This window comes from Mycobacterium sp., from assembly GCF_019247635.1.
GTDB lineage: Bacteria > Actinomycetota > Actinomycetes > Mycobacteriales > Mycobacteriaceae > Mycobacterium.
In genome coordinates this window covers 90244-115855 of record NZ_JAFBAR010000004.1, presented here as the reverse complement: position 1 = coordinate 115855, position 25612 = coordinate 90244, and the positions used below count along the sequence as shown (strand labels likewise).

The 25612-nt window shown below is 64.3% G+C and carries 22 protein-coding genes; 12 read left to right on the top strand and 10 right to left on the bottom strand.

What is annotated here, in order from left to right; all coding sequences use genetic code 11:
* Positions 1-130: 130 nt before the first annotated feature.
* Both JO236_RS00675 and JO236_RS00670 read left to right on the top strand, forming a co-directional pair.
* Positions 131-1735 (top strand): (2,3-dihydroxybenzoyl)adenylate synthase, encoded by a 1605-nt coding sequence (locus JO236_RS00675; protein ID WP_293323282.1) that lies wholly within the window; start codon positions 131-133, stop codon positions 1733-1735.
* Positions 1736-1791: 56 nt separating this feature from the next.
* Positions 1792-2352 (top strand): ERG2 family protein, encoded by a 561-nt coding sequence (locus JO236_RS00670; RefSeq protein ID WP_293323279.1) that lies wholly within the window; start codon positions 1792-1794, stop codon positions 2350-2352.
* Between the two features lie 23 nt (positions 2353-2375).
* Here the strand turns inward: JO236_RS00670 and JO236_RS00665 are convergent, their stop codons facing one another.
* Positions 2376-3008, bottom strand: coding sequence for a TetR/AcrR family transcriptional regulator (locus JO236_RS00665; RefSeq protein WP_293323276.1), 633 nt, complete (start codon positions 3006-3008; stop codon positions 2376-2378).
* 204 nt (positions 3009-3212) lie between these two features.
* Between JO236_RS00665 and JO236_RS00660 the strand changes: the two genes are divergently transcribed.
* The 3 genes from JO236_RS00660 to JO236_RS00650 all read left to right on the top strand — a co-directional run bounded on the left by JO236_RS00660 (position 3213) and on the right by JO236_RS00650 (position 6328).
* Positions 3213-4142 (top strand): metal-dependent hydrolase, encoded by a 930-nt coding sequence (locus JO236_RS00660; RefSeq protein WP_293323274.1) that lies wholly within the window; start codon positions 3213-3215, stop codon positions 4140-4142.
* Between the two features lie 8 nt (positions 4143-4150).
* Positions 4151-5314 carry a hypothetical protein gene (locus JO236_RS00655; RefSeq protein WP_293323272.1) on the top strand — a complete coding sequence of 388 codons (1164 nt, stop codon included), beginning with the start codon at positions 4151-4153 and terminating at the stop codon, positions 5312-5314.
* A gap of 219 nt (positions 5315-5533) precedes the next feature.
* Positions 5534-6328, top strand: coding sequence for an LLM class flavin-dependent oxidoreductase (locus tag JO236_RS00650; RefSeq protein ID WP_293323269.1), 795 nt, complete (start codon positions 5534-5536; stop codon positions 6326-6328).
* Between the two features lie 570 nt (positions 6329-6898).
* Here JO236_RS00650 and JO236_RS00645 read toward each other — a convergent pair.
* From JO236_RS00645 to JO236_RS00630, 4 genes are all read right to left on the bottom strand, one after another.
* On the bottom strand, positions 6899-7669 hold the full coding sequence (locus JO236_RS00645; RefSeq protein ID WP_293323266.1) for a COG4280 domain-containing protein: 771 nt from the start codon (positions 7667-7669) through the stop codon (positions 6899-6901).
* Positions 7670-7904: 235 nt separating this feature from the next.
* Positions 7905-8816, bottom strand: a complete 912-nt coding sequence (locus JO236_RS00640; protein WP_293323263.1) for a hypothetical protein — start codon at positions 8814-8816, stop codon at positions 7905-7907.
* A gap of 210 nt (positions 8817-9026) precedes the next feature.
* Positions 9027-10379 (bottom strand): MFS transporter, encoded by a 1353-nt coding sequence (locus JO236_RS00635; protein WP_293323260.1) that lies wholly within the window; start codon positions 10377-10379, stop codon positions 9027-9029.
* Between the two features lie 307 nt (positions 10380-10686).
* Positions 10687-12039, bottom strand: coding sequence for a salicylate synthase (locus JO236_RS00630; RefSeq protein ID WP_293323257.1), 1353 nt, complete (start codon positions 12037-12039; stop codon positions 10687-10689).
* A 664-nt stretch (positions 12040-12703) separates the two neighbouring features.
* Here JO236_RS00630 and JO236_RS00625 point away from each other — a divergent pair.
* Together JO236_RS00625 and JO236_RS00620 are read left to right on the top strand one after the other, a co-directional pair.
* Positions 12704-13942, top strand: a complete 1239-nt coding sequence (locus JO236_RS00625; RefSeq protein ID WP_293323254.1) for a sodium-dependent bicarbonate transport family permease — start codon at positions 12704-12706, stop codon at positions 13940-13942.
* A gap of 199 nt (positions 13943-14141) precedes the next feature.
* Positions 14142-15380 carry a sodium-dependent bicarbonate transport family permease gene (locus JO236_RS00620; RefSeq protein ID WP_293323252.1) on the top strand — a complete coding sequence of 413 codons (1239 nt, stop codon included), beginning with the start codon at positions 14142-14144 and terminating at the stop codon, positions 15378-15380.
* A 3-nt stretch (positions 15381-15383) separates the two neighbouring features.
* Here JO236_RS00620 and hemW read toward each other — a convergent pair whose 3' ends face one another.
* Positions 15384-16550, bottom strand: a complete 1167-nt coding sequence (gene hemW, locus JO236_RS00615) for a radical SAM family heme chaperone HemW (RefSeq protein ID WP_293323249.1) — start codon at positions 16548-16550, stop codon at positions 15384-15386.
* Positions 16551-16682: 132 nt separating this feature from the next.
* Between hemW and JO236_RS22455 the strand changes: the two genes are divergently transcribed.
* From JO236_RS22455 to JO236_RS00595, 5 genes are all read left to right on the top strand, one after another.
* Positions 16683-16784, top strand: a complete 102-nt coding sequence (locus JO236_RS22455; protein WP_416362123.1) for an Ms4527A family Cys-rich leader peptide — start codon at positions 16683-16685, stop codon at positions 16782-16784.
* A gap of 117 nt (positions 16785-16901) precedes the next feature.
* The gene (locus JO236_RS00610; protein ID WP_293323247.1) at positions 16902-18569 is read left to right on the top strand and encodes a nitrite/sulfite reductase; all 1668 of its coding nucleotides are present in this window, start codon (positions 16902-16904) and stop codon (positions 18567-18569) included.
* Positions 18566-19306, top strand: a complete 741-nt coding sequence (locus JO236_RS00605; protein ID WP_293323245.1) for a phosphoadenylyl-sulfate reductase — start codon at positions 18566-18568, stop codon at positions 19304-19306. Before JO236_RS00610 ends, JO236_RS00605 begins: the two co-directional genes overlap by 4 nt.
* Positions 19285-20049, top strand: a complete 765-nt coding sequence (locus JO236_RS00600; protein ID WP_416362122.1) for a sirohydrochlorin chelatase — start codon at positions 19285-19287, stop codon at positions 20047-20049. Before JO236_RS00605 ends, JO236_RS00600 begins: the two co-directional genes overlap by 22 nt.
* Before the next feature lie 98 nt (positions 20050-20147).
* Positions 20148-21527, top strand: coding sequence for an HNH endonuclease signature motif containing protein (locus JO236_RS00595; RefSeq protein ID WP_293323240.1), 1380 nt, complete (start codon positions 20148-20150; stop codon positions 21525-21527).
* Between the two features lie 9 nt (positions 21528-21536).
* Here JO236_RS00595 and JO236_RS00590 read toward each other — a convergent pair whose 3' ends face one another.
* The 4 genes from JO236_RS00590 to JO236_RS00575 are packed head-to-tail and all read right to left on the bottom strand — an operon-like array spanning position 21537 to position 25344.
* Complete coding sequence (locus tag JO236_RS00590; protein ID WP_293323238.1) at positions 21537-22583, bottom strand: sulfate/molybdate ABC transporter ATP-binding protein; 1047 nt, start codon at positions 22581-22583, stop codon at positions 21537-21539.
* 21 nt (positions 22584-22604) lie between these two features.
* Positions 22605-23417, bottom strand: a complete 813-nt coding sequence (cysW, locus tag JO236_RS00585; RefSeq protein ID WP_293323237.1) for a sulfate ABC transporter permease subunit CysW — start codon at positions 23415-23417, stop codon at positions 22605-22607.
* On the bottom strand, positions 23414-24301 hold the full coding sequence (gene cysT / locus JO236_RS00580) for a sulfate ABC transporter permease subunit CysT (RefSeq protein WP_293323235.1): 888 nt from the start codon (positions 24299-24301) through the stop codon (positions 23414-23416). Before cysT ends, cysW begins: the two co-directional genes overlap by 4 nt.
* A complete protein-coding gene (locus JO236_RS00575) occupies positions 24298-25344 on the bottom strand; it encodes a sulfate ABC transporter substrate-binding protein (protein ID WP_293323232.1) in 1047 nt (348 codons plus the stop codon). The genes cysT and JO236_RS00575 overlap by 4 nt, the downstream gene beginning before the upstream one ends.
* Positions 25345-25612 lie beyond the last annotated feature (268 nt).

The window sequence follows — 25612 nt, the reverse complement described above, 5'->3', positions numbered from 1 at the left end:
GTCGATTGAATGACGCGCCGCCCACAACCCCTCCTCAAGTCGCCGCGAGCTTAGCTCAGGCTGTCCTAACTTTGAGTACGCTACCTTATGTCCGAGGGGCAGGACACGCTCGCCCCCGGGGAGCTGTCAGGTGCCTATCAACGGATTCGTCGCCTTCCCGCCCGAACGGGCGGCGGCCTACCGAGCGGCCGGTTACTGGACGGGGCGCACGGTCGATTCACTGCTTCGCCATGCCGCGACCACATGGCCCGACCGCGTTGCTGTCGCGGACGGCCGGACCAGCCACACCTACGCCGAACTCGACGAACTCGTCGACCGCGCGGCTGGGGGGTTCGCCGGGCTGGGGATCGGATCCACCGACCGGGTGCTGTTGCAGCTGCCCAATTCCTGCCGGTTCGCCGTCGCGTTGTTCGGGCTGCTGCGCGCCGGGGCCTTCCCCGTGCTGTGTCTGCCCGGGCATCGGTTGGCCGAACTACGGCACTTCACCGAGGTCGCCGGTGCCGTTGGGTTGGTCACCGCCGACACAGCGAACGGTTTCGACTACCGCTCGATGGCCGAGGAATTGGTCGCGGCTCGCCCCGGACTCCGTCACGTCGTCGTCGACGGCGACCCCGGCCCCTTCCTCGCGTGGTCAGAGCTGCCCACCGGGGCCCCGCCCGGCGTCACGCCCGACACCGGGGCACCGGCGCTGCTCCTGGTGTCCGGCGGGACCACCGGCACTCCCAAGCTGATTCCCCGCACCCACGACGACTACGTCTACAACGCCTCCGCCAGCGCGCAGTTGTGCGGGCTGACCGCTGGCGATGTGTATCTCGCGGTGTTGCCCGCGGCGCACAACTTCCCGTTGGCCTGTCCGGGCCTGCTGGGCGCCATGACAGTCGGCGCCAGCACGGTGTTCGGCGCCGATCCCAGCCCGGAAGCCGCCTTCGCGGCGATCGATCGGCACCGCGTCACCGTCACCGCCCTGGTTCCGGCGTTGGCCAAACTCTGGGCGCGGGCGTGCGACTGGGAACCGGTGAAACCAACGTCGTTGCGGCTCTTACAGGTTGGCGGGTCCAAACTGGAGCCCGAGGATGCCCGCAGGGTGCGCAACACGCTCACTCCCGGCTTACAGCAGGTGTTCGGGATGGCGGAGGGATTACTGAACTTCACCCGTCTCGACGACCCACCCGAAGTCGTCGAACACACCCAGGGCAGGCCGCTCTGCCAGGCCGACGAACTGCGCATCGTCGACGCCGCGGGCAGGTCGGTGGCGGCCGGCGAGGAAGGCGAGCTCCTGGTGCGCGGGCCCTACACCTGCAACGGCTACTTTCGCGCCGAGCGTGACAACGAACGCTGCTTCGATCCCGACGGCTTCTACCGCAGCGGTGACCTGGTCCGCTTGCGCGCCGACGGATATCTCGTGGTGACCGGGCGGGTCAAGGATGTCATCTGCCGTTGCGGTGAGACGATCTCAGCCCAGGACCTCGAAGAGCAGCTATTGAGCCATCCGGCGATCTGGTCGGCCGCGGCCGTGCCGGTGCCCGATCCTGACCTGGGTGAAAAGATCTGCGCGGCAGTGGTTTTCGCCGGCCCCCCGGTGACCCTTGCCCGGCTGAACGCCTACCTCGACGAGCGGGGTGTGGCCACGCACGCCCGGCCAGACATGCTCGTGGAAATGGCCTCGCTGCCCACCACGCCGGTCGGCAAGATCGATAAAAGGGCGATCGTGCGCCAGGTCGGCGCGAACCCTTGAGCGTGAGACCGGGACGGTTGGCGGGATTGACGTATGACGAGCTAGCGTCGCGTGGTATGGGAGCGATATTTGATGTCGACAACTTGCACGCCATCGCCAAGAGCGCTGTCGGGCTGGATACCAAAGAGGCGGCTTTTGCCCAGATCCTTGCTGAGCTCAAAGGCGAGTATCGAGGGCACATCCGTGACGACGTCCCGTGGGTGTTCAACAACGCGGGCGGCGCCATGGGGCAAATGAAACTTCTGCACGCGTCGCTGTCGGAGTACCTCATCTTCTTTGGCACCCCGATCGGCACGGAAGGCCACTCCGGCCGCTACGCCAGCGCGGTGTGGGACTTCATCATCGACGGCGAGGTGTGGTGCTACGAAGAGGGCCAATTCGAGCGAAGCGTGTACCAGCCTGGTGACGTGGCGTATCTGGCCGGAGGCCGAGCCAAGGGCTACGCCATCCCCAACGCGGCGTTCATGCTGGAGTACGCGCGCGGGCCGATTCCCGCCATGCTGCCCTTCGGTATCGGCGACGCTATCTTCAGCACGCTCGACGCGAGGACGATCGGCAAGACCGCTTTGTACTACACCCGCCTGGTTGTCGGCGAGCTTCTCAAAGGCAAGGTGTAAGCCAGCGAAACACGGGAGATAACCTACTGCTCAGCGGTGGCGGCGGCGGTGGTGCGTTGCTGGGCCAATATCGCGCTGCCCAACCATCGTGTAATGAAGCGCCGCAGGTCTTCTCGGCTCCGCCTGTGGTCGTTGGGCGCGACGAAGAACGACAGCATGGTGCGCAGGCTGAATTCCACGAGTTCGCGCAGGGCCGCCTGATCGTAGCCGTATTTCTGCCAATCGACATCGAAGCGGGTGATCATCCGCATCCCGAATGCCTGGGCTTCATCGGAGGCCAGACTCGGGGTGTGGGCGTGGTGATAGGGCTCGGACAGCAGGAGTCCCAAATGCGGTGTGCGCGCGACCTCTTCGAGGGTATACAGCACGCCTTCGGTCATCGCATCGGCAGGATCGCTGATGCCGCGCACGGCCTCGGTAAGCCGGTCGAGGAAGCTGTCGACGGAAGCGATGGCGGCGGCGTGCATCAGTGATTCAGCGCTGGGAAAGTAGCGATATACCGTCTGTCGGATCACTCCCAAAGATTCAGCGACCTCCGCGAGGCTGACATCGGAACCGCTGTCGGCAATCATCTTGACCGCGGTGGCCACGATGCGCTGTGAGGCCTCCTCATCGCTGGCTGGCGGACGGCCGTCCCAGCCGCGCCTACGTGCCACGATCGTGTACCTCGCCCACCGTCATTACCGCAGGATATCGACTTCGCGCGGGCGCCTGCCCCCAAAGCGGTACGCGCTGCACCGTTGACGAAGGGTGCCCACTGGGGTAACCATACATATACGAGCGTCCGCGTATGGTGACGTCCTGTCCCCCGCGGAGGGCAGGACGCCAGCCAGAAGTCGCTAGAACTGGAGAGCCTTCCGATGACGGATCTGATTGTGCGCAAGATGCGGTTCGCGTTCGCCGACCGCGAAGTTCCGTTCCTTTGGAACGAGCAGAACCCCACGTTTTCCAGCATGGCCAACGCGGTCTCGTTCCTGGCGGTCGCCTTCGAAAAAATGATCGGGCAGATGATTCCCGAGGCGATGCCGCTGATCAGCGACCCGAAGATCGCCGAGGAAGCACAGGCGTTTGTGCGGCAGGAGGGTCAGCATTCGATGGCTCACCGCCAACACGTGAAAGGGTTGATCAAAAGCTATCCGGGGCTCAAAGAGACCCTCGATGACGTGATTGCGGTGTTTGACGACCTGACCACGAACACGCCGTTGCGTTACCGGTTGGCTTACACCGCCGATTTGGAGGCGACATTCACCCCCGCGTTCAAGCTGATGCTCGACCACGACAACACGCTGTTCGCTGCCGGCGATGACCGGGTGGCGTCGTTGTTCTTGTGGCACTTCGTCGAGGAAGTCGAGCATCGCAGCTCGGCGTTGATGATCTACGACGCGGTCGTCGACGACCCGTGGTATCGGATGCGGGTGGCGCCGTCGATCTTCAAACACGTCTGGTCCGTGCTGCGGATCGCTTGCGAAGGGTTCAACAAGCACATCCCGATCGCCGAACGCAAGGTCGACGCCCTGTCGATGTTTGGCATGCAGCGCCGCAAAAAAGCGCTCCTGCAACGACTCCCGTTCGTCGATGTCCCCGACGACGGCCCGTTCGGCAATGCGTTCAAGCATCTGCCACTGCGCGAGCAACTCGTTGCCCTGTCGGGCATCGTGCGCAGCCAGATCCCCGGACATGATCCCGCCCGCGAGAAACTGCCTGCCCTGGCCGAAAAATGGTTCCAGCGTTATGACGCCGGGTATGACGTCACCCGGTGGTACAGCGCGACCGTCGCACAGGGCGCGTGAGGACCGCCATGACCGATCTGTGCACCCCGACGTTTGCCGACCTTGCTGCACGGCTGGGCTTTTCGTGTCAAACCGCGGGCGGGCTGGTCGAGATGCGCAACCCCTTTTCGCTGCAAAACTGGACACTGCCGGTGCTGGAAATCACCGTGATTGCTGGGGCGGTGCTAACGCTGGTCTACGCAATCGTGCGACTGCGCCGACACAGGGACCCGACCAACCTCGTGCTGTGGTTCGGTGCTATCGCCTACCTTTTCATCATCGAGCCGCCGCTATATTTTCCCGCGGCGTTCGGGATCAGCGGCCATGTCGACACCATGTTTGCCCACAACGTGTTCACCGTGGACTTCTTGTGGGGTCGCCTGCCGCTCTACATCATCGCCATCTACCCCATGATGGCCACCGTGGCCTACGAAATCGTGCGCATGCTCGGGGTTTTCCGCCGTTACGGAGTGCTGATCGGGGCGGCCAGCGTTGGGTTCGCACACCACGTGTTCTACGAGATCTTCGACCAACTCGGCCCCCAGCTGCGGTGGTGGGAATGGACCCTGCACCATCCGATGAACCAACCGTTCTTTGACTCCGTACCTTTGCCTAGCGTCGTCGTGTTCGCCACACTGTGGCCGATGTCGCTGGCGTTTTTCGTCCAGCTCTTCGTCGGCCGCCACATCGAGAACGGCAGAACCTTTTCCGGGTTGCAGCTGCTGTGGCGCACGGTAGTCGTCGGTGTCCTGGCCTCGATCGGCACTGCGGTGCTTCCGCTGCCCGCCACGATCGGCGGCGCACTGTGGCACAGCACCACCGTCGCGGGCGTCATCTACATCGCCGAACTGAGCGCGATCAGCGCTGTCGCCGTGTGGGTCCTGGTCAACCAGTGGCGACGGTTGCGCCATGACGACCCGCATGGTGTGCGCTACTACAACGGCGCCATCCTGGGCTACGCCTCTGCCTACCTCGCAGTCATGACCGTCCTCTGGATGACATCACTACCGGGCTACCTGCACGCGGTTCACGGGGTGACACCCAGCGGCGATCCCACCGGCAGCCTCTGGTACGCCATCGGCTGTGCCGCCATCGCCGGGTTATGCATCGCCGCCGCTAAAACCTCCCGCGCACGCCAACCACAGCAGCCCGACCCGCTCGCCTCTGCGCACGCCTCAACCGCAACGACCTGAAGCCCGAGACAATTTCGGGATAGGCCGTTGGTTGGTGGGGTCACCTGTAGCCCTCATGGGATGTCATGCGGTTGAGCACTGATCCATTAGCGCCGCCGGGTGTCCTTCATGGGTTCGTCAAGTCATCTGGCCCTTGTGTCGCCACCACTTTTGGCTCCGGCATCAGTTCAGAACCGACGGCGACCGGTGTGCTGTGGCGGGCGGCGTTACGGTTGGTGAGTGCGTCACGCGATCTACGTGCCGTTGTTCGGTGCGTTGTCTGATCCATATGCGATCGCGGACATTGCTGTGGCGGCTGAGCACTCCGGGTGGGACGGGCTGTTTGTCTGGGACCATGTTCTGAGTCCCGTTGAAGGTCGTTGGGAGATCGCTGATCCGTGGGTGGTTCTCGCCGCAGTGGCGGTGGTGACGGACCGTATCCGGTTGGGCCCCATGGTGACTCCGCTACCGCGCCGGCGCGTGCTTAAGCTAGCTCGAGAGAGCGTGACCTTGGATCGGCTGAGCGAGGGGCGACTGATCGTGGGCTTGGGTGCCGGCGGCGATGCCGCGCGGGAGTACTCGGCTTTCGGTGAAGACGCCGACGCACACCGGCTGAGCAGAGTTTTAGATGAGGGCACTGTCGTGCTGACGTCGTTATGGTCGGGTGAACCGGTCAACCACCGTGGGTCCGTGGTAGCCGAGGGCGTGGAGGCGATTCCCGGCCCTGTCCAGCAGCCCCGGATTCCTCTGTGGTTTGGCACCGCATGTACGACGGGCGGACCGATCCAGCGGGCCGCCCGTTATGACGGCATCTTCCCACTCGGAGCCGATGCCGCGGCCGTTGCGCGAATCGCGGCAGCCGTTGCGCGGTTGCGGGGCGGACGTGAGGGTTTCGACATCGCCGTGGCAGTTCGACCAGGCGACGATCTCCAGGGATTGGCAGCTGCTGGCGCCACCTGGGCGATGCATGCCTTTTGGCCCGGTCATCGGCCGGATCAGGTGTTGCGGGCCATTAATCGAGGCATACCTGGCTGATCCACGCCGGGTTGCGGACGTGTCTGTGACGTTCTGGTTGAAGCGAGAGCGCCACATGAAAAGCCGTGGGGTTTCCCGCCCACCAGCCCGGGCAGAGGGTTATGGGTGTGTCAACGGCTACTTTTTCATGGCCACGGACAACCTCTACTCACATCCGCAACACTGGCCTGCGTCGGAGGTAAACAGGGACATTCGCCGTGCCCGCCGCGCGACAACATTCATTCGCGGCACGGCGCCACCAAACTGTCGCGCAGAGTCGGGCACATCGGCTATGTCGACCGTGCAGAGGCACATGTGACAGTTGTGACCACGCAACGCCCGTGGATCAATCTGTTGAGGTTAGGTTAGGCGACGACGGCTTTGGTTTGGGCCTATCGCGGCGCGCGACTCGCCATAGGCTCGCGGGCAGCAAGATTATGACGGCGGCGGGTAGGACCGACCAGGTCGGCGCGGTGGTGTTGCGCAAGCCGTAGGTGATCCCAAGTGCGATCACGACGCCCGCGGCAACGGTCCAGTCATCGCCGATGACGAAGTCGTAGCAAAATCGAGTGAACGCCGCGATGCGCCACCTCACGACGGTGCCGCCTGCGGGACGGTAACGGGTGTTCTGGTCTTCGCGTTGATCCGCCCCAGCAGGCCAGCGAGTATCAAAGCGTACAGCCCGACGACGGGCACGATTGCCAGCAGAGCAATTTCCGCCCCCGGCCACTTCGCGCCGGCGCCTTCGACAGCCCACAACATGCCGAACGAGGTCAACATGACCCCAACGATGAACTTCATCGCATTTTCGGGAATCCGTGCCAACGGAGCGCGCACCACAATCCCGGCGGCGGAGACGACCAACACCGCGGCAAGTGCAGCCGTCACCGCTAGCGGTATGTTGCGTTGATTCGTCCCGACGGTGAGCGCGATGAACGCGACCTCTAGCCCTTCAAGCACGACGCCCTTGAACGACAGGGTGAAGGCGTACCCGTCGCCGACCACACCAGCCCGGCGATGCGGCGCCGACGGGCTAGCCGCGAGTTCTGCGGCAAAGATTGCATTTTCGTCATGCATCGCTTTGAGGCCAGCATTGCGCAGGATGGCCTTACGTAGCCACTGCAGTCCGAAAATCAGCAACAATCCGCCTACGGTCAGACGCAGCGCGCCCATCGGTATCACCGTTAAAGCCGGCCCCAACACTGCGATGACCAGCGCTAAGACGGCGACGCCGGACGCAGCGCCGTTGATCGCCCCACGCCAGCCACGGCTGATACCCGCGGCCAACACGATGGTCCAGGCCTCAACCGCTTCTACGAAGCAAGCCAAAAACACAGCCGCAAATACGGCCGCGCCAGTCATTGACATTCTTGCCTGCCCGAAGTCTGCCTCGTTAGTCCGTCAGTGAATGCTACTGGCCGTCGATATGCCCGTCTCGCCATGCGCAAGCGGACGATCGACGTTCGGTGGTCGTCGGCTCAGCAAGCTGACGCCGTTACTCACATTTCCTCTGGGATTGCGTGGCATGCTCGGGACGGCGACCAGTTGCGGAGTGATAAACCTGATGTAACAGCCACTCTCGACTCGACGCCGTGCATCATCCCGCATCTGGCTCTGAGCCGCTCCCGGAATCACCGTCGCGCGGGGCCTTCGTCTGTCCTGTCGAAGCGTTCTCGTCGGCGAGGTCATGAGCGATCTGTGAATCGTCGATGCCGCCTGGTTGCGCTCCGAATTCCGATGGCATTTCCTCCTGGCCGGGATGCCGTCCGGCGCGCTGGGGCAGAACGATCAGTAGCACGACAATTAGAGCCGCGATCACCGCCGAAGCCCACGGGCGGCTCAGATTCATGCCGCCATTGTCGACAGGCTTATCAAGGAAATCGCCCACGGTTGCGCCGAGCGGTCGGGTCAGAATGAAGGCCGCCCAGAAAAGCACCACACTCGACACGCGCGTCCAGTAATAGAGGCTAATAACCGCGGCCAACCCCGCCACGAAGACCAGCGCACCGCCTTCGTAACCAAGCCCTCCCGTATCGGCGAGCCAATCCCCCAAGGCTGTACCTAGGGTCTGCGAGAAGGTAATCGTGGCCCAATAGAATGCCTCGACTTTGGATGTCGCGACGGTATTTACCGACACGGTTCCCTGCGACCAGTACCACAGCCCCATCGTGGCCCCGAGACAACACAGCAACAGAAGTGATCCACCTGTGTAGCCGATACCGAGCGATCGGTCGGCGAAGTCGGCCAACGTCGTGCCGAACGTGGTGGAAGCGACGATCGTCAACCAATAAAGGATCGAGTGGAAACGTTTTGCGAAAATCTGCGCGGCGACAAGCGCCACAAGCGTGCCACCGAACAGCGCCGCACCAGCCAGATAGCCCCACTTCAACGTCATTGTGACGGTATCGCCGCCGGTCTCGCCGAGCGTCGTCGCCAGAACTTTGATCACCCAGAAACCGAGGGTGACCGCCGGCACTTTGCTCAACGTTTGTTTTGTGTTGTCGTTCATCGTCGAATGGCCTGTCGATCGGCGTGAATCCGGCGGGTGTGGTAATCCTTCGTCCGCGGCGAGTCGAGTTCCAGGAGGTTGAGCGCCGCGGACACCGAGCTTGTCGAATCTTGACCCCGACCTTAGTCGCCTCGGTTTGCTCGCCACCGACGCCCTCGTGTGGGGTGGCCCGCCGAGGCCAAACAGAGACAGGCAAGGCATGGCCACCAGCTAACTGGCAGCACGCTCGGCTAGCGGGGCCCGGACACGCTGCTGTTCATGGCCCGTGGCGCCCATACCGATCGGCACCAACGGCAGCGCCGCCAGGGGAAACAATCCGCACAATATCCAAGCAGCCGGATATTCGGCGGCACTGATCAGCGCGCCGAATAGCGGGGGCCCCGCAGCCGCCATGATCCGCTGGCTGGTGTTCTGTATGCCCAGGGCGCGCCCACTCCAGAACGGTCCGGCGATTTCTGTGATCGCGGTTGCCTCTAATCCGTTGTCGAGCATCGCGATCACCGAAATCGTGACCATGAGCAAAGCGTCAAATCGCGAATTCACACCATCGCTTAGAGCTAACACGACAAAGCCTACGGCGGCTGCAGCGGCGATGACGCGGACCGGTTGCATTCGCGAGCCGACACGATCCGACCAGCGGCCAACCGCGATGCGACCCAACGCCCCGAGCACCTGCGAGAGGGTCACCAGGGCGCCGGCTGCCGCGACAGACCAGTGGTGGTGATGGACTAGCCAGATCAGCATGAAGGTGACGGTGACGGTCTGCGGCATCATCAGCAGGCTCGCGACACCGTGGATCCGCCACAGCAGCCACGAACCGCGGTACGGGCTAGCCAGTTCTCCGTCAGTGGCCGATGCCCGGGTTTTCCGTGGCGGATCGAGGACGCCAATGAAACTAACCACCGCAGCCGAGGCGCACATCACGGCTGCGAACATCACGCCCGCACGAAATCCGTGCTCAGTCAACTCAGGAATCACTAACGCGGCCAATGTGATTCCCACTGGCTGTGCGGTCTGACGGACACCCATGGCAAGTCCCCGCTGGTGGGGTGGGAACCAGGCGGACACCAACCGGCCTCCCGCGGCATTACAGCTAGCGGCCGCCATGCCACCAAGAAACAAGTAAATGCCTAGCCATTGCATCGAATGAACCGACGTGGCGGCAAAGGCCGCGGCCGCAGTGAGTGCCGAACCGAGGGTCAACACAATCCGCTCGCCGACACGGTCCAGCACACAACCCCAGATGACCAGGGTGACGACCATGCCCCAGCTCGGCATCGACGACAGCAGACTGGCCTCCGCCAATGACACCCCGGGCTGGGCTTCTAGCGCGGGAATCAGGAACGCGGCGCCGCTAATAAAGAGAAACGAACTTGCTGTCACAAATAGCGAGATCGCTAAGATTAACCAACGTGCGCCGATGCTTAGTTGATCCGTCGTGCTTGGTTCGGCGGGCGCCTGCCCGCGGGCATATTGACCGCCAATGAGAATGGTGCTTACCGTCACAGAGTGGTCGAGAGACAGTGCTTGTCGGCTCGCGTCAGCTCGAACCGGGTTCAGCATCGCTGCGTCTCCTCACAGCGGGCAAGTAGGGCGGATGGTCGTTTCAATGTCCACCCCTCTCTCGCGTCGGATTGGCTGAGCGACCACCCACCGTTGCATTGCTAAGCTCAGCGTTCCGGCGAACCCTAAGAAGCGGCTGTATTTAACCTATGAAGCACATTTAGCTCGCAGCGTTACCCGCCCCGATGCAACCAGCTCGACCAGGAAGTACGGCATCGCCGACTTGTGTCATCGCCAATGCGGTGTTGTGCCGCGCGTGGCTCGGCGAATCAGGGGGATTTCCGCCATAGTTCGACCGCTCGTTACGCTACTGGCGCGCAACCAGATACGGCGCGAGCGTGGACAGCTTCTCGCAGGTCTCCTCGAATTCGCGCTCGGGCCTTGATGCTTCGATGATGCCGGCACCGGCCCGCAGCCAGACCCTCCCGTCGCATTCGTAGGCCGACCGCAGCGTCAGCGCGGCATCCATGCCGCCGTCCGCTGAAAACATCACCACCGCACCTGAATACAGTCCGCGCGGACTCTCGTCGAGGCGCAGGATGGCGTCGACACCGGCGGCTTTCGGGATGCCCGACGCGGTGACTGCCGGGAACAGCGCCTCCAGCGCGTCCATCCGGTCACTCGACGGATCCAGCCGCGCACTGATCGTCGAGCCGAGGTGCTGCACACTCCCACGCTCGCGCACCGTCATGAAGTCGGTGATCGCCGCGCTGCCCGGTTCGGCGACCTCAGAGATCTCCTGCAGCGAGCTCCGTACCGAAATCGCATGCTCGGCAATCTCTTTGGAATTCGATTCGAGATCATCGCGGGCCTGTTGATCGCGCGCCGGACCTCGACCCAGTGCACGGGTTCCGGCCAGCGGCTCGGTGATTACCCCGCCATCGCCGTGCACGGCCGCCACCAGCTCCGGGCTGTAGCCCACTGCGCGAATACCTCCCAGCCGCAACAAGAACGACCTGACGGGGGTATTGTGCCGGCGGCCCAGCCGATAGGTGGACGGAAAGTCCAGCGCGAAAGGCACTTCGACGCAACGGGACAGGATCACCTTGTTGTAGCGGCCGTTGGCGATCTCGCGAACAGCCTCTGCCACCCGGGCGCGATAACCGGACGGGTCGGCCATCACGTCGATCCCCGAGGCGCGCGGTGGTTCGCGTAGACCGTCGCGCAGCAGGCGCTCCACCGCCTGGAGATGGCCGGCGTCGGCGCCGCTGACACGGACGGCGCCGCGCGTCACCACGATGCGGGTGCGTGGCCAAAACACCCGAGCCAATGGAGTGCGCGGCGCCAGGCGGCCTTGCAGCCCGTAGCGGTATACGCCGAATTCGAAGGCTATCCAGCCGAAGGCCTGGTCGGTTTCCAGCAGCAGCCGGTCGATGGCTTCACCCAGAACCGGTCCGGGCCGCCCCGACCACTGCTCTCGCCGAGTCACGCCGTCGCGGGTTACCCGCAATTCGTCGCTGTCCAGCTCCACCATGGCCAGCACGCCGGTGGCGAGTACCCATTGGTCGTCGCGCTCGTAGAGCAGATATTCCTCGCCGACACGCTCGGGCAGCACGGCGACCAGCTCGGCCGCAAGATCAGCCGGATTGATGTCTGCGGAACACGGAATGCACTGTGACGGGATGCCTGCGGGGCTGGTTTCGACGCTGACCTCAGTCACGGTTAGTAAATGTAGCCTAACCTATGAAACCGCGCACCGGGCCGCCCCAAGAACCAGCGCCCAACCGGCCAACGGGCATCGCGCGCGCAACCTTAACAAAACTTTAACGACGGCCGTTTTTGCTCGTCGCAGCTAACAGCGTTGGCCGCCGACCATCGTCGACCGGGAGGTTCCTCGATGCGTTCGCAACCCCGTTCCTGAGCGGATGAGAAGTCCACCAGCTTGGGTGGTGAGGTCTCGATTAACCCCTAGCCGGGGCGTGCATGCGATATTCCGGCCGGCCGACTTCGGGGGAAAATGCCAGGTACTGCCCGCCTTCGGCGCAACTCGCGGTTGACACGTCGGCGCCGCGGCGTCGGCCCGCGTCTGCCGCGGCTTCTTCGAGACGTGCTGCCGCGCCGTTCCACACAACGAATCCACAACATAGTCACAGCGGGCTCACGTGGGCCACGGGTTACCTCGCCCGACCAGCGCCACTCTGACCACGGGCTTTAGCAATACCGGCCATTCCGGCACGCGTAGGTCAAATCTGGGCTTTTCTCGCCGTGTCCGAGTGGCGGACCGTCAGCGTGGGGGCTAAATTTTTGCACGGTCTCGGGAGTTCGCGGTTGCCCAGTTGCGGACGGTGCTTCCCCTGATCCCCGCATCAATAAGAGAGGCACCAATGCTGCACGAGTTTTGGCAGAATTTCACTCACAATCTCTTCAAGCCCCTGCTGCTCTTCTTCTACTTCGGGTTCCTGATTCCAATCCTCAAGGTGCGGTTCGAATTCCCCTATGTGATCTATCAGGGCCTCACCATGTATCTGCTGCTGGCCATCGGCTGGCATGGGGGCGAGGAACTCGCGAAGGTCAAGCCCGACGAGATCGGCACCATCGCCGGTTTCGTGATGGTGGGCTTCTTGTTGAACTTCGTGATCGGATATTTGGCCTACGTGATGCTGGGCCGCATGAGTTCGATGCGAAGGGTCGACAAGGCGACGGTCGCCGGCTATTACGGATCGGACTCTGCGGGAACGTTCGCCACCTGCGTAGCCGTGCTGACCGCAGTGGGCATGGCGTTCAACGCCTACATGCCGGTCATGCTGGCCGTCATGGAGGTTCCGGGCTGTCTGGTGGCCCTGTACCTGGTGGCACGACTGCGGCACCGAGGTCTCAACGAATCGGGATACATGCCCGACGAGCCGGGCTACACCCCACCGGTCAGGCTCGGGGTCGGCCCCGGCACCGCCGCGCGGCCCCCGCACGGCCAGAGCCTGGAGGCGGAGGGCGAACGCGGTATCGAGCAAGAGCTCGAATTCTCCATGGAAAAGCTGGAGCATCCGAACTGGGAGCCAGACCGCAGCCCAGCGATCGGCAAGGCTAAAAGGATGCCCATGTTCTCCCGTGAGCTCCTGCAGGAAGTGTTCCTGAACCCCGGGTTAGTCCTGCTCTTCGGCGGCATCATGATCGGCCTCATAAGCGGGCTCCAGGGACAGAAGGTCGTTGCAGACGACGACAAATTCTTCGTGTTGGCTTTCCAGGGCGTGCTGTGTCTGTTCCTGCTGGAGATGGGCATGACGGCCTCCCGCAAGCTAAAAGACCTGCGATCGGCAGGCACCGGCTTTATTTTCTTCGGTTTGTTGGCGCCGAATGTCTTTGCGCCGCTGGGGATCTTGGTCGCCCACAGCTACGCCTACCTCACCCACACCGAGTTCAAGCCTGGAACCTATGTGTTGTTCGCGGTGCTGTGCGGCGCGGCGTCCTACATCGCCGTCCCGGCGGTTCAGCGGCTGGCCATCCCCGAGGCCAGCCCGACCCTGCCGCTGGCCGCATCGCTGGGTTTGACGTTTTCCTACAACGTCACCATCGGAATCCCGCTCTACATCGAGCTCAATCGCATCGTCGGACACTGGTTCACCTAGCAATCGGGCCGTCACGATCCGCCAAGGGTCCCGTCCCAGAGCAGAGCGACGCCAACGGTCGTCGTTAATTGTTCGTAAAGACGGCATCACGCGGTTGACTCTGGTGACGTGAGTCTTCAAGGTTCTAATGGTGTTTGTGGACACCGCACGTCGGTTGCTGCTTCCCGCGCCGCCGGACTAAGTCAACGGGAGGCACGAAATGCTTTATGAGTTCTGGCAGAACTTCACCCACAATCTCTTCAAGCCGCTGTTGTTGTTCTTCTATTTCGGTTTCCTGATTCCGATCCTCAAGGTGCGGTTCGAATTCCCCTATGTGATTTATCAGGGCCTCACCATGTACCTGCTGGTGGCCATCGGCTGGCAGGGGGGCGAAGAACTCGCCAAAATCGAACCGGCCGACATCGACAACCTGGCCGGATTTATCGTGCTGGGCTTCGCCTTGAACTTCGCAATCGGATGTTTGGCCTACCTGCTGCTGAAGTACATGACCGTCCTGCGGCGAGTCGACCGGGCGACGGTCGCCGGTTATTTTGGGTCGGACTCGGCGGGAACCTACGCCACCTGCGTAGCCGTCCTGGCCGGCGTGGGCATTGCCTTCAACGCCTACATGCCGGTCTTGCTGGCCGTCATGGAGATTCCGGGCTGCCTGGTGGCGCTGTACCTGGTGGCGCGACTGCGAGACCGAGGTCTCAACGAATCGGGATACATGCCCGATGAGCCCGGGTACACCCCACCCGTCAGGGTCGGGGTCGGCCCCGGCACCGCCGCACAGCCCCAGCACGGCCAGAGCCTCAAGACCGAGGACGAACGCGGTATCGAGCAAGAGCTGGAATTCTCGATGGAAAAGCTAGAGCATCCGAACTGGGAGCCGGATCAAAGCCCACCGCGCGGGAAGGCCAAGCGGATGCCCATGTTCTCCCGCGCGCTCCTGCAGGAAGTGTTCCTCAATCCCGGACTCATTCTCCTCATCGGCGGCATAATCATCGGCTTCGTCAGTGCGCTGCAGGGACAGAAGGTCGTTCACGACCAGAACGAGTTCTTCGTTGCGGCGTTCCAGGGCGTGCTGTGCCTGTTCCTGCTCGAGATGGGCATGACGGCCTCCCGCAAGCTACGAGACCTGCGATCGGCGGGCACCGGTTTCATTTTCTTCGGTCTGATGGCACCCAACGTGTTTGCGACGCTGGGGATCTTGGCCGCCTACACCTACGCCTACCTCACCGACACCCACTTCCAGCCCGGCACCTATGTGCTGTTCGCGGTGTTATGCGGCGCGGCGTCCTACATCACGGTCCCGGCGGTCCAGCGGCTGGCCATCCCGGAGGCCAGCCCGACGCTGCCGTTAGCCGCATCACTGGGCTTGACGTTTTCCTATAACGTCACCATCGGAATCCCGCTCTACATCGAGATCAATCGCATCGTCGGACACTGGTTCACCTGAGTACTACCCCAGCAGCGTGCGCACCACCGCGTCCGCGAGCAGCCGCCCGCGCGGCGTGAGGACCAAGCAGTCGCCGTCGGATAGCAGAAGGCCGTCAGCCACCACTGTCTGAGCCCGCTCGCGTTCGTCGGTGCTCAGTCGGTCAAGCGGAAGCCCTTGGCGCAGACGGATTTTCAATAGCACGTCTTCGGTATGCCGCGCCTCGCTGTCTAGCTGCTCGAATCCCGCCACCGGCAGTTCGCCATCGGACAGCATTTCGGCATAAGCGTTGGGGTGCTTGGTATTCCACCATCGCGTCGCACCGACGTAGCCGTGCGCGCCGGGCCCGGCACCCCACCACTGGCCGCCGTCCCAGTAGCCGAGGTTGTGCCGGCACTGCCCGCCCGGGCGCGACCAGTTGGACACCTCGTACCAGGTCAAGCCCGCCGCGGACAGTCGAGCGTCAACCAACTCGTAGCGGTGGGCCAGCACGTCGTCGTCGGGTGCGGCCAACTCACCGCGCCGGACCCGGCGCCCCAACGCGGTGCCCTCCTCGACAACCAGGGCGTACGCGGACACATGATCGACTCCCGTCTGCACGGCCGTGTCGACGGAGCGCAGCAGTTCGTCGTCGGACTCGCCCGGCGTCCCGTAGATGAGGTCGAGGCTGACATGCTCGAAGCCCGCGTCCAACGCCTCGCGGGCCGCGGCCGCCGACCGGTTTGGCGTGTGCACCCGGTCCAGGATTCCCAGCACGCGCGGCGACACCGATTGCATGCCGAGCGACACCCGCGTGTAGCCAGCCTCGCGGATGGCGCCGAAGAAGTCCGGCCAGGCCGACTCGGGGTTGGCCTCGGTGGTGATCTCGGCGTCCGGGGCCAGTTCGAAGTTCTGGCGGACCATGTCGAGCAGGGTGGCCATGCGAGCGCCGCCCAGTAAAGACGGCGTGCCGCCACCGACGAACACCGTATTCACCGGCGGTGCAGCTAGGCGCGCGGCCGCCAGCTCGAGTTCGACCCCCAGCGACTGCAGCCAGGCGTCCGGGTTGACGCCGCCCAACTCGGCCGGGGTATAGGTGTTGAAATCGCAGTAGCCACAACGAGTTATGCAGAAGGGGACGTGCAGATAAACCCCGAACGGCTGTCCTGGAGTGGGCCGCAGGTGGGGCAACTCGACCGGTGCTTGGGGCATGCCAAATCATCCCATGCCCCGCCGCAGTGGCTCTGGGCTTTGTTTGCCTGACCATCCGGAATTACCGACAGTTTTAATCACCGTGAGAGGAAATTTGACCTGGTCGCGTGGCTGCACGATATCCATGGCAGAATGGCCCGCATGACCGCCGCTCATCCCAGGCCACGTATTGCCCTGGTGGCACGGCGGCATATCGACCTCAAGCGTATTTGCAGCTCTTGCTGTCTGACTTGATGTCGTAGACCCAGCCCGCCTGCACCTCCCCCTGGCCGCCGGATCTGCGCCGCCGGAAGAGAACCGGTGTCTTGCGCGTTCCTAGGTCGGACATGCCCGCGAAGGAGAATCCGCCGAATGACCACAGCCCGACCCGCGAAGACCCGAAATGAGGGCCAGTGGGCACTGGGAGACCGCGAGCCGCTGAACCCCAATGAGGAGATGAAGCAGGCCGGCGCCCCACTCGACGTGCGGGAACGGATCGAAAACACCTATGCCAAGAACGGGTTCGACAGCATCGACAAGTCCGATCTGCGGGGCCGCTTCCGCTGGTGGGGCCTCTATACCCAACGCGAGCAGGGCTACGACGGCTCCTGGACCGGCGACGAGAACATCGAGATGCTCGAAGCCAGGTACTTCATGCTGCGGGTGCGCTGCGACGGCGGGGCGATTTCGGCGGCAGCGCTGCGCACACTGGGCCAGATTTCGACCGAATTCGCCCGTGACACCGCCGACATCTCCGACCGCGAGAACCTGCAGTACCACTGGATCGAGGTGGAGAACGTCCCCGAGATCTGGCGGCGACTGGATGCCGTCGGACTGCAGACCGCCGAGGCGTGCGGCGACTGCCCGCGCGTGATTATGGGCTCGCCGCTCGCCGGTGAGTCACTCGACGAGGTGCTCGACCCGACCTGGGCGATCGAGGAGATCGTCCGCCGCTACATCGGCAAGCCGGACTTCGCTGACTTGCCCCGCAAGTACAAGACCGCAATCTCGGGCCTGCAGGACGTCGTGCACGAGGTCAACGACATCGCGTTCATCGGAGTCAACCATCCCGAGCACGGCCCGGGCCTGGACCTGTGGGTCGGCGGCGGGTTGTCCACCAACCCGATGCTGGGCCAGCGCGTGGGGGCCTGGGTTCCGCTGGAAGAGGTGCCCGAGGTGTGGGCGGCGGTCACGTCGGTGTTCCGTGACTACGGGTACCGCCGGTTGCGGGCCAAGGCTCGGCTGAAGTTCCTGATCAAGGACTGGGGTGTCGAGAAGTTTCGCGAAGTTCTCGAAACCGAGTACCTGAAGCGCCCGCTGATCGACGGGCCAGCCCCCGAGCCGGTCAAGCATCCGATCGACCACGTCGGCGTGCAGCGGCTGAAGAACGGCCTGAACGCCGTCGGCGTTGCGCCGATCGCCGGTCGCGTATCCGGCACCATCCTTTCCGGGGTGGCCGACCTGGCCGAGCGCGCGGGATCGGACCGGATCCGGTTCACCCCGTACCAGAAGCTGGTCATTCTCGACGTCCCCGACGACAAGCTCGACGGTTTGGTCACCGGCCTGGAAGCGCTGGGCTTGCAGTCTCGGCCGTCACATTGGCGCCGAAACCTGATGGCATGCAGCGGGATTGAGTTCTGCAAGTTGTCGTTCGCCGAAACCCGGGTGCGGGCACAGTCTTTGGTGCCCGAGCTGGAGCGCCGTCTCGACGACATCAACTCCGAGCTCGACGTGCCGATCACCGTCAACATCAACGGCTGCCCGAACTCCTGCGCACGCATCCAAGTCGCCGACATCGGGTTCAAGGGCCAGATGATCGACGACGGTCACGGCGCCCCGGTGGAGGGCTTCCAGGTGCATCTGGGTGGCAGCCTCGGCGTCGACAGCGGTTTCGGCCGGAAATTGCGCCAGCACAAGGTCACCAGCGACGAGCTGGGCGACTACATCGAGCGCGTCGCGCGCAACTTCCTCAAACACCGCAGCGACGGAGAACGCTTTGCGCAGTGGGTCGTTCGGGCGGAAGAGGATGATTTGCGATGAGCGCGGAGACCAGGCCGACCGAGACCGAGCTGCGGGAACTGGCGGCGCGCGGCGCCGCGGAGCTCGAGGGCGCCAGCGCCACCGAACTGCTGCAGTGGACTGAGAACAACTTTGGTGGGATCAACGGGCCGCGCGGTTGGGCAACGTGCAACTACGTGGTGGCTTCCAACATGCAGGACGCCGTGCTGGTGGATCTGGCCGCCAGGGTGCGGCCGGGTGTCCCGGTGATCTTCCTGGACACCGGCTATCACTTCGTGGAAACCATCGGCACGCGGGACGCGATCGAGTCCGTTTATGACGTGCGGGTTCTCAATCTCACACCGGAGCACACGGTTTCCGAGCAGGACGAGCTGCGGGGCAAGGATCTGTTCGCGCGCGACCCCGGCGAGTGCTGTCGGCTACGCAAGGTCGTGCCCCTGGGCAAGACGCTGGGCGGCTACTCCGCGTGGGTGACCGGGCTGCGCCGAGTCGAGGCACCAACCCGTGCCAACGCCGCGCTGATCAGCTTCGACGAGGCGTTCAAGCTGGTGAAGATCAACCCGCTAGCGGCATGGTCCGACGAGGACATGCAGAACTACATCGCCGAACATGACGTACTGGTCAATCCCCTTGTCTACGAAGGGTATCCGTCGATCGGCTGCGCTCCGTGCACGGCAAAGCCCGTCGACGGCGCCGACCCGCGCAGCGGACGCTGGCAAGGGCGTGCCAAAACCGAATGCGGGTTGCACGCGTCGTGACCACCCTCGTGCTGGCTGCGCACGGGAGTGCCGATCCACGCTCGGCGGCCAACGCGCGTGCCGTCGCGACCCAGGTGACGCGGATGCGGCCGGGCCTCGAGGTTCGGCCGGCGTTCTTGGACCATAATTCTCCGAGCCTGACCGATGTGCTCAGCCGGCTTGACGGCCCTGCGGTGGTCACCCCCTTGCTGCTTGCCGACGCGTACCACGCGCGTGTCGACGTCCCTGAACAGATCGCGGGCGTTGGCGCCGGCGACGCCGCTGGCCCCCTAGTGCGGCAGCGCATCCGGCAAGCCCGAGTACTCGGCGAGGACGATCGACTGGTGTCGGTGTTGCGGCATCGTGTTGCGGAGCTCGGGGTATCGCGGCTCGATGAGGAACTCGGCGTGCTCGTTGTGGCGATCGGCTCCTCGAGCCCGGCGGCCAACGCGCGCACCGCCCGGGTGGCGCCCAAACTGGCCTCCGGCACCTGCTGGGCGGGGGTGGCAACCGCGTTCGCCACCCGGCCCGAGCGGTCGCTGGCCGAGGGCGTCGGCCGGTTGCGTCGCCAAGGTGCGCGACGGATGGTCATCGCGCCTTGGTTCCTGGCACCGGGGCGGCTGCCGGATCGGGTGGAGCGGTTCGCGCGGCATATCGGCATTCAGATGGCAGCGCCCCTGGGCGCGCATCAGCTGGTGGCCGAGACGGTGTTGGATCGCTTCGATCAGGCCTTGCGGGGCGGAGTCGAGCGCGGCGCGGCCTGACGGCGGGATTGTCCACAGCTGGGCGTTGGTCCACAGGCGTGGGTTTTTTCGCGGTTTCCTTCGTGGCAACGCGTCGGTGGCCGCAATATCATTCGAACATGCTTGCGATCACGGCTCCGGAGCGGGTAGCGGCCGCCTTCGACGCGTTGGATACCGCCGTGGCAGCGCTCGGTGAACTCGGCCTCGACAAGCTCTCCCCCGTCGTGCGGCTACGCGCGCTGGAACGGCTGGAAACCGCGCAGCGACGCCAGACGGTGATGTGCCACGACGTGATCGCCGGCCTGGCCAAAGAAGACCCCGCCGACATGGGCGGCCCGGTGCACCGAGCGGTCGCCGACTGGCTGCGCATCAGCTACGCCGAAGCCCGCCGTCGGCTGCGCAACGCCGAACAACTCTCCGCGCGCCTCACCCCGACCGGCCAGCAGCTGCCACCGAAGCTTCCCGCCACCGCCCAGGTCTGGCGCCAAGGGCTGCTCGACGCCCAACACCTGCGGGTGATTCAAACCTTCTGCCGCGATCTGCCGCACCACATCCCCGCCGTGGCAGTCGAGCACGCCGAACGATTTTTGGCTCACCAAGCCACGCAGTTGCGTCCCGACCAACTGGACAAGGTCGCCAACCGCTGCGCGCTCTACCTCAACCCGGATGGCAAATTCGACGACGCGGACCGCGCCCGTCAACGCGGCTTCACCTGGTGCGCCCAGCGCGCCGACGGCATGAGCGTGGGAAAGCTCGTCGCCTCCCCGGAGCTGCGCGCCAACCTCGATGCGTGGCTGGCCAAGTTCGCGGCCCCCGGGATGGGCAACCCCGACGATGAAACACCCTGTGTCGCAGGCGAACCGACCGACGAAGCCGCCAGCACCGACCGGCGCACACCCGCGCAACGCCAACACGACGCGATCAACGCCCTGGTCCGCGGCCAGCTGGGTGATCCCAAGTTCGGCCTGCACAACGGACTACCCGTGACCGTCATCGTGTCGACCACGCTGCAGGAACTCACCGCCGCCGCCGGCTATGCGGTCACCGCCAGCGGAACACGGGTTCCCATGCGGGATCTGATCCGCATGGGCCGGCACGCCTTTCATTACCTGGCCGTCTTCGACGAGCACACCACCCGCCCGCTCTATCTGGGCCGCACCCGCCGCATCGCCTCACCGGATCAGCGGCTGGTCCTCTACGCCAAAGACCGCGGCTGCACGCACCCCGGCTGCGACGTCCCCGCCGACAGATGCGAAGTCCACCACACCGACGACTGGGCCGCCGGCGGTCGCACCGACGTCGACAAACTCACCCTCGCCTGCGCACCCAACCACAAGCTAGTCGGAAAAGGCTGGAAGACAACCAAACTCCCCAACGGCCGAACCGCCTGGATTCCCCCACCTCATCTCGTCCGTGGCCGTTCACGAAGACAGCCACGAACCAACACCTACCACCACCCCGAACGCCTATTTGGTGGCGATGAGGATGATCATCCGTAGGCTAGACAGCTAGCTCGATGTCAGCGAGCTCACCACGATGTTCTCGGCGACCGGCGGCACGCGGGTGGCGCGCACGTAAACGGTGTCACCCTCTTTCAAGGCCAGCGCCTCGGCGTCGCCGCGGGTGATCTGGGCGGTGAAGGGGGATTCGTTAGCCGCACTGGTCAATTCCACGCGCACTTCAAAACCCAGCAGCACCACCCGGTCGACGGTGGCGCGCACCACCCCGATGGAATCGGCGCTGCCGTCGCCGCCGGCGATGGCCATTTCCGGATTGCGGCCCACCCGGATGTCGTGCGGACGCACCAAGGCGCCGTTCAACGTGGAGACCGCGCCCAGGAAGGACATGACGAACGGGTTGGTTGGGGCGTCGTACACCTGGGACGGAGACCCGACCTGCTCGATGCGCCCCTTGTTGAGCACGGCGATGCGGTCGGCGACATCGAGCGCCTCGGCCTGGTCGTGGGTGACCAGCACCGTGGTGACGTGCACCTCGTCGTGCAGCCGGCGCAACCACGCCCGCAGATCCTCACGCACCTTGGCGTCCAGGGCCCCGAACGGCTCGTCGAGCAGCAGCACCTGCGGGTCGATCGCCAACGCCCGAGCTAGCGCCATGCGCTGGCGCTGGCCGCCGGAGAGCTGATTGGGGTAGCGGCCCTGAAACCCGCTGAGCCCCACCACCTCCAGCAGGTTGTCGACCTTGCTCTTGATCTCCGCCTTGGGCCGCTTGCGGATCTTCAGCCCGTACGCCACGTTGTCCCGCACCGTCAGGTGCTTGAACGCGGCGTAGTGCTGGAAGACGAATCCGATCCCCCGCCGCTGCGGTGGCACCCGGGTCACCTCGCGGCCGTTGATCGTGACGGTGCCGCTGTCGGGTTGGTCGAGGCCGGCGATGGTGCGCAACAGGGTCGATTTACCCGACCCGCTGGGCCCCAGCAGCGCCGTCAGCGAACCGGTGGGCACCACAAAGTCCACATGGTCCAAGGCGACGAAATCGCCATAGCTCTTGTAGGCGTCGCGCACGACTATTGCGTGTTCGACCTTGTCGCCACTCATCTCCGAATCTCCTTGTCAGGCCTAATTAGTCGCGCGTGCTCGGCGGGCATCCAGAACCACTTGGACGATCAGGACCGCCACCGCGACGGCCATCAGCAGCGTTGACAGCGCATAGGCGCCATACTCAGCCCCGCGGTTGTAGCGGTCCGATACCAGCAGTGTCAGCGTTTGCGACTTCCCCGGCAAATTGGACGACACCATGATGACCGCGCCGTATTCACCGAGAGTACGTGCGACCGTCAGGACAATGCCGTAGGTCAAGCCCCACCGGATGGACGGCAGTGTGATTCGCCAAAACGTCTGCCACCAATCGGAACCCAGCGTCGCGGCCGCCTCTTCTTGGTCGGTCCCCAGCTCGTGCAGCACCGGTTCTACTTCGCGTACCACGAACGGCAGCGTGACGAAAATGCTGGCGAGCACGATGCCAGGCAGTCCGAAGATGATCTTGAACCCGAGGTCCCTCTCGACGAAGCCCAGCGCACCGGCCGATCCCCACAGCACGATCAGCGCCACGCCCACCACAACGGGCGAGACCGCGAAAGGCAGGTCAATGACGGCCTGCAGCGCGCCCTTTCCACGAAATCGATTGCGCGCCAGCACTAATGCCGTCGGGATGCCGAAGAGCACGTTCAGCGGCACGACGATGCCCACCACGAGCAGCGACAGGTCCAGCGCCGATTGGGCGGCGGGCGTGCTGACCCAGTCGAAGAACTGGCCGAATCCGGGTTGGAACGTCCGCCACAGGATCAGTGCCACCGGGACGATCAGCAGCACAAAGATGTAGCCCAAAGCGACGTATCGCGTGAGGTAGCGAACCCATCGTGATGGGGTCACGGCGAACTCTCCTCGCGTCGGGCCGCCCCCGCGCCGACGATGCGCAAGATCAACAACACCACGAACGAAATCGCTAACAACACAATGGATATCGCGGCGGCACCGGTCCGGTCGTCGTTCTCGATCAGTGTCCGGATCCACTGCGAAGAGACTTCGGTCTTGCCCGGCACCGCGCCACCGATCAGCACCACGGAACCGAACTCCCCGATGGCGCGCGAAAACGCCAGGCCCGCACCCGATAACAACGACGGCAGCAGCGACGGCAGTACGACGGAGGTAAAGATTTTCAGACCACCGGCGCCCAGCGACGCCGCCGCTTCTTCGGTCTCCCGATCGATTTCCAACAACACGGGTTGCACCGAGCGCACCACGAACGGCAGCGTGACGAAGGCCAGCGCCACCCCCACGCCCCAGCCCGTGTGCTGCAGATGAAGACCGACCGGACTCTTGTTGCCATACAGGGCAAGCATCACCAAGCTGGCGACGATGGTCGGCAGGGCGAACGGCAGATCGATGATCGCATCGACGAGTCGCTTACCAAAGAAGTTGTCGCGCACCAGAACCCAGGCGATCAACAGGCCGAACACCAGGTTGAGCGCGGTGACGCCGGCCGAAATGGTCAGCGTGACCCGCAGCGACTCCACCGCCGCGTGCGACGTGACCGTCAACCAGAAGCTATCCCAGCCGCCACCGATCGCCTGCCACGCGATTGCCGCCAGCGGCAGCAGCACGATCACCGACAGCCACAGCGTGGCCACACCCACGCGAAGTGACGTCGTCGAGCGCAGCCGCCTGGGTTGACGCGCGTTCGCGGGCGCATCGCCCGGATCTTCGCCGAGATCCACCAGCTCGGGCCGGACGGCCTCGGGATTCACGGCGGTCATCCCGTGGCCTGCGTGTAGATCTTGGTGATGCTGCCACTGTTCTTGTCGAACAGCTGCGGATCCACCGCGGCCCATCCGCCCAGGTCGGCAATCGTCCACAGTTTCAGCGGCACTGGAAACTGATCACGAAATTCGGCCGCGATAGCAGGATCGACCGCCCGGAAACCAGCCTGTGCCCACACCCTCTGCGCAACGGCGGTGTACAGGAAATTCTTGAATGCGGTTGCGGCATCGAGATGCGGGCTGGTTGTCACCACCGCGACCGGATTTTCGATCTTGAACGTCTGCGGGGGGGTGACATGCTCGACCGGCTTGCCTGCGCGCTCAGTGGCGATGGCCTCGTTCTCGTAGCTGATCAACACGTCGCCGCTGCCTTGCACGAAAACGTCGGTAGCCTCGCGCCCCGATCCGGGGCGCAACTTGACGTGTTCGCGTACCAGTTTGTTGACGAAGTCGACGCCGGCCTGGCTGTTGTTGCCGCCCTGGCTCTTGACGGCGTAAGGGGCCAGCAGGTTCCACTTGGCCGAACCCGAGCTGAGCGGGCTGGGCGTGATGACCTCAATTCCCGGCCGCAGCAGGTCATCCCAATCCCTGATGTTCTTCGGGTTACCCGTGCGCACAACCAGTGTCACCACCGATCCGAAGGGGATGCCTCTGGTGGCGTCGGTGTTCCACTCCTTGGAAACCTTGCCGGCCTTGACCAATCGGGTGATGTCCGGTTCAACGGAGAAGTTCACGACATCAGCCGGCTTACCGTCGACAACACCGCGTGACTGGTCACCGGAGGCCCCGTAGGAGGTAATCACCTGTATGCCCTTGCCCTCGTCGGACGCGTTGAACGCGGGAATCACCTTGCTCCACCCAGGTTCTGGGACCGAATAGGCGACCAGGGTGATGCTGCTGCGCGCGTTGCCCAGCCCACCGCCGCCCACTACGTCGCTGGGACCGCCGTGACAAGCCGCCACGACGGCGGCGATCAGGACGATCGCGGTCAGGACTGTCGAGCGGCGCAGGGGCAATGCGCTCCCGATGTCCTTGATCATGGGGGCCTTTCCGGTGCGGGACTTACGGATTTCGGTCCCGTGCGGAAGGGCGACTGGAACTCGGCGGGAATTCACGAACTCCTACACCAGACCGCGCACGGGTTTGGGAGTCAGCGACAACAGCGCGCGTAGGCACAACACTCGAGGCACTCGAGGCACTCGAGGGTTGCCGATGCTGCGTGCATGGCGCAGAGCCTAACAGAACAACGGATTCGGCTCAGCGCGTCAGCAACCACGTGACGATCACCAAAACGACGAGCGTCACGAG